Raw genomic sequence first — 5,380 nt, 5'->3', positions numbered from 1 at the left:
GAACCGGCGGCGTCCTACTCTCCCAGGCCCTTGCGGGCCAAGTACCATCGGCGCTGAGAGGCTTAACGACTCTGTTCGGAATGGGAAGAGGTGTTTCCCTCTCGCTATAACCACCGGAAATCAAGCGAGACCACGCAAAACCGCGCTCACCACCCCCAAAGGGGGAGGAACGCGACCCTTCACGGGCCTTCAAAACCACACAACAGCCAACGAAACGAGCATCACAAAAAATATAACCGTCAAGCCCTCGAACAATTAGTACCAGTCTCCTACGAGCGTTACCGCTCTTCCAGATCTGGCCTATCAACCTGGTGGTCTTCCAGGGTTCTTACCCTCTCAAGGAGGTGGGAGAGCTCATCTTGAGGCTGGCTTCCCGCTTAGATGCCTTCAGCGGTTATCCAATCCGCACGTAGCTAACCTGCTATGCCCTTGGCAGGACAACAGATACACCAGAGGTGCGTTCATCCCGGTCCTCTCGTACTAGGGACAAATCCTCTCAACTCTCCAACGCCCACGGCAGATAGGGACCGAACTGTCTCACGACGTTCTGAACCCAGCTCGCGTACCGCTTTAATGGGCGAACAGCCCAACCCTTGGGACCAACTACAGCCCCAGGATGCGACGAGCCGACATCGAGGTGCCAAACCGAGCCGTCGATGTGGACTCTTGGGCTCGATAAGCCTGTTATCCCCGGAGTACCTTTTATCCGTTGAGCGACGGCACTTCCACTTGCTACCGCCGGATCACTAAGACCTGCTTTCGCACCTGCTCGACCTGTCGGTCTCGCAGTCAAGCTCCCTTGCTGCCTTTGCACTCTACGCACGATTTCCAACCGTGCTGAGGGAACCTTTGTGCGCCTCCGTTACATTTTGGGAGGCGACCGCCCCAGTCAAACTACCCGCCTGGCACTGTTCACCGCCCGGATTCACGGCGCGGTGTTAGAAACCCAATACATCAAGGGTGGTATCTCAAGGATGGCTCCACACCAGCCGCAGCCGATGCTTCCAAGCCTCCCACCTATCCTGAGCGAAATGGATCGAATTCCAATACCAGGGTGTAGTAAAGGTTCACGGGGTCTTTCCGTCTAGCCGCGGGTACTCGGCATCTTCACCGAGACTGCAATTTCACCGAGCCCCTCGTTGAGACAGCGTCCAAGTCGTTACGCCATTCGTGCAGGTCGGAACTTACCCGACAAGGAATTTCGCTACCTTAGGACCGTTATAGTTACGGCCGCCGTTTACCGGGGCTTAGCTTCGGTGCTTCGGGCGAACCCTAACACCTCCACGTAACCTTCCGGCACCGGGCAGGCGTCAGCCCCTATACGTCGTCTTTCGACTTAGCAGAGACCTGTGTTTTTGGTAAACAGTCGCTTGGACCTATTCACTGCGGCCCCCTCGGGCTCCAGCCGTACGGCCTTCACCCTACTAGGGCGCCCCTTATCCCGAAGTTACGGGGCGATTTTGCCGAGTTCCTTAACGAGGGTTATCTCGATCACCTTAGTATTCTCTACTTGCCCACCTGTGTCGGTTTTGGTACGGGCACGCGTGTTCTCCCTAGAGGCTTTTCTTGGAGGCATGGCGTAAGGGACTCGCCGGCTCAAAGCCAGCTGGCATCGCACCTCAGGTTACGCAGGCCCGCATTTCACTAGGCCCACCCCTACATGCTTACCCCAGGACGACCATCGCCTGGGCTCCCGTAGCCTTCCCCGTCCCCCCATCGGTCAAGCAAACACGACGTGGTACAGGAATATCAACCTGTTGGCCATCGACTACGCCTTTCGGCCTCGCCTTAGGTCCCGACTAACCCTGAGCAGACGAACTTTACTCAGGAATCCTTGGGCAATCGGTGGAAGGGATTCTCACCCTTCTTTCGTTACTCATGCCGGCATTCTCACTTCCGAAGCCTCCACGGCTGGGTTACCCCGCCGCTTTACTGGCATCGGAACGCTCTCCTACCGCTCACAACACCCGAAAGTGTCATGAACCCGCAGCTTCGGTAGCTAGCTTAAGCCCCGTTACATTATCCGCGCTCGAACACTTGACCAGTGAGCTGTTACGCACTCTTTCAAGGATGGCTGCCTCTAAGCCAACCTCCTGGTTGTCTATGCACTCGAACATCGTTTGCCACTTAGCTAGCATTTAGGGACCTTAGCTGGCGGTCTGGGCTGTTTCCCTCTTGACGCTGAAGTTTATCCCCCAGCAACTGACTCCCGGAGTAAACGTAATGGTCTTCGGAGTTTGCCTGAAGTTGGTAACCTGGTAGGGCCCCGCGTCCAAACAGTGCTCTACGGCCAATACGCAAATTTATCCGAGGCTATACCTAAATATATTTCGGAGAGAACCAGATATCACTGAGCTTGATTAGCCTTTCACTCCGACCCACAGGTCATCCGCCCAGTTTTTAACCTAGGTCGGTTCGGTCCTCCACGAGGTCTTACCCCCGCTTCAACCTGCCCATGGGTAGCTCGCTCAGTTTCGGGTCTACCGCCTACGACTAAAACGCCCTATTCGGACTCGCTTTCGCTACGGCTCCGCTCATCGCTTAACCTTGCCGCAGACGAGTAACTCGCCGGCTCGTTATGCAAAAAGCACGCGGTCACAGAACACGTCTGCTCCCACCGCTTGTAGGCACACGGTTTCAGGTACTATTTCACTCCCCTTCCGGGGTACTTTTCACCTTTCCCTCACGGTACTAGTCCGCTATCGGTCACCTAGGAGTACTTAGCCTTGGAGGGTGGTCCCCCCAGCTTCAGTCCGCGTTTCACGGGCGCGGACTTACTCAGGAACGCATGACAGGAGATCATGGGGTTTCGTCTACGGGACAGTTGCCCTCTTCGGTGAGCCGTTCCAGACTCTTCGACTACCGCATGACTTTGTAACTCCTGCCGGGTCAGCCACAACCCGGAACAAACGCCCTACAACCCCCATTACGCAACGCGTGGCCGCTTACACGCAACAGGTTTAGGCTGATCCCTTTTCGCTCGCCACTACTCAGGGAGTCTCGGTTGATTTACTTTCCTCGGGGTACTGAGATGTTTCACTTCCCCCGCTTGTCCCCACACCGGCTATGTGTTCACCGGCAGGTAACGCCGCATTACCAGCGCTGGGTTTCCCCATTCGGAAATCCGCGGGTCAAAGGCTATTCAGCGCCTCACCGCGGCTTATCGCAGCCGTTCACGTCCTTCATCGACTCTAGGTGCCAAGGCATCCACCGTGTGCCCTTACTATCTTGACGGTGATCTGATCACTCAAAAAGAGGATCGGTGATACCCGTTTCATTGGCTACTGTGCAGTTTTCAAGGTCCGAAAAGAGGCGCCGCCCGCGCACGATCCTGCCCGTGGGAAAAACCCAAGCAGACAAGACCAGCCACAGGCCGGTCTCTCAAAACTCAACAGCATGCATCCAGCCCCAACGACACCACAGTGCCGTCATGCTGGGCGACCAGGTTCCGGTCGACGTACTAGTTCCAACCCACAAACGGGGCCAGACGGCTTCGTGAGAAGCCTTCCCTAGAAAGGAGGTGATCCAGCCGCAGCTTCCGCTACGGCTACCTTGTTACGACTTCACCCCAGTCACGAGCCCCACCTTCGACGGCTCCCTCCCTTGCGGGTTAGGCCACCGGCTTCGGGTGTTGCTCACTCCCGTGGTGTGACGGGCGGTGTGTACAAGGCCCGGGAACGTATTCACCGCGGCAATGCTGATCCGCGATTACTAGCAACTCCGCCTTCATGCAGGCGAGTTTCAGCCTGCAATCCGAACCGAGACGCGCTTTAAGGGATTCGCTCCACCTCACGGTATCGCAGCCCTCTGTACGCGCCAATGTAGCACGTGTGTAGCCCTGGACATAAGGGGCATGATGACTTGACGTCATCCCCACCTTCCTCCGGTTTGTCACCGGCAGTCTCGCATGAGTCCCCAACTAAATGCTGGCAACATGCGACGGGGGTTGCGCTCGTTGCGGGACTTAACCCAACATCTCACGACACGAGCTGACGACAGCCATGCACCACCTGTGAACCTGCCCCGAAGGGAAACCCTGTTTCCAGAGCGATCAGGCACATGTCAAGCCCAGGTAAGGTTCTTCGCGTTGCGTCGAATTAAACCACATGCTCCGCTGCTTGTGCGGGCCCCCGTCAATTCCTTTGAGTTTTAGCCTTGCGGCCGTACTCCCCAGGCGGGGCACTTAATGCGTTAGCGTCGGCACGGAGGGAGTCGACACCCCCCACACCTAGTGCCCATCGTTTACGGCGTGGACTACCAGGGTATCTAATCCTGTTTGCTCCCCACGCTTTCGCGTCTCAGCGTCAGTCACGTCCCAGCGAGCTGCCTTCGCCATTGGTGTTCCTCCTGATATCTGCGCATTTCACCGCTACACCAGGAATTCCACTCGCCTCTTCCGGACTCAAGCTCGACAGTATCCACCGGCATTCCAGGGTTGAGCCCTGGACTTTCACAGCAGACTTACCGAGCCGCCTACACGCGCTTTACGCCCAATGATTCCGGACAACGCTCGCCCCCTACGTATTACCGCGGCTGCTGGCACGTAGTTAGCCGGGGCTTCTTCTGAAGGTACCGTCACTCCGAACGTCTATTCAACGCCGAAGCCTCGTCCCAACTGAAAGGAGTTTACAATCCGAAGACCTTCTTCCTCCACGCGGCGTTGCTGCGTCACGCTTTCGCGCATTGCGCAAGATTCCCTACTGCTGCCTCCCGTAGGAGTCTGGGCCGTGTCTCAGTCCCAGTGTGGCTGATCGTCCTCTCAGACCAGCTACCCATCGAAGCCTTGGTAAGCCATTACCCCACCAACAAGCTAATGGGCCGCGGGCCCATCCTGATGCGGTTAGCCGAAGCTACCTTTCCAAATCAGCCTTAAGGCCAAAAAGCACATTTGGTATTAGCCCGAGTTTCCTCGAGTTGTCCCAATCATCAGGGCAGGTTACCCACGTGTTACTCACCCGTTCGCGGCTTTGCCCCAGGGCAAGCCCTGGTTCGTCGCTCCACTTGCATGTATTAGGCACGCCGCCAGCGTTCGTCCTGAGCCAGGATCAAACTCTCCGTGAAGAACTACAACACTTCATAGAGAGCGTCCGATGAACACACAAAGGAGTTCCCATGTACACAATCGGGAGACTCGGAACACCAGACAAGCACTACAAATGACTCAAATGACATGACCACAATGCTCACCACGCTGACGTAAATGAGCGGTCACATTCGAAACCTGGACGCACCGACCAAACAAACCAAAAAGGCCCATAAGATCGAGTGCACATGCTGTTGAGTTTTCAAAGACCGCCGTGCCTCCAGGAGGTGACTCCTCCATCCGACACGCGCCGAGCACTATCTGCACTCGAAGCGGGGCGCGAAAGTATAGCGCACA

At 56.5% G+C, this 5,380-nt stretch carries 3 rRNA genes; all 3 read right to left on the bottom strand.

The features are described from left to right. Position 1: 1 nt before the first annotated feature. The 3 genes from rrf to Q7L73_RS28420 all read right to left on the bottom strand — a co-directional run bounded on the left by rrf (position 2) and on the right by Q7L73_RS28420 (position 5,061). Positions 2-118, bottom strand: a 5S ribosomal RNA gene (gene rrf / locus Q7L73_RS28430). Between the two features lie 117 nt (positions 119-235). Further along, positions 236-3,234, bottom strand: a 23S ribosomal RNA gene (locus tag Q7L73_RS28425). Positions 3,235-3,513: 279 nt separating this feature from the next. Next, a 16S ribosomal RNA gene (locus tag Q7L73_RS28420) occupies positions 3,514-5,061 on the bottom strand. The 16S, 23S and 5S rRNA genes sit together here, the layout of an rRNA operon. Positions 5,062-5,380: the final 319 nt, after the last annotated feature.

Source organism: Conexibacter sp. CPCC 205762, assembly GCF_030646155.1.
Taxonomy (GTDB): domain Bacteria; phylum Actinomycetota; class Thermoleophilia; order Solirubrobacterales; family Solirubrobacteraceae; genus Conexibacter.
The sequence above is the reverse complement of the archived record's forward strand: the minus strand, read 5'-3'. Positions and strand labels throughout refer to the sequence as shown.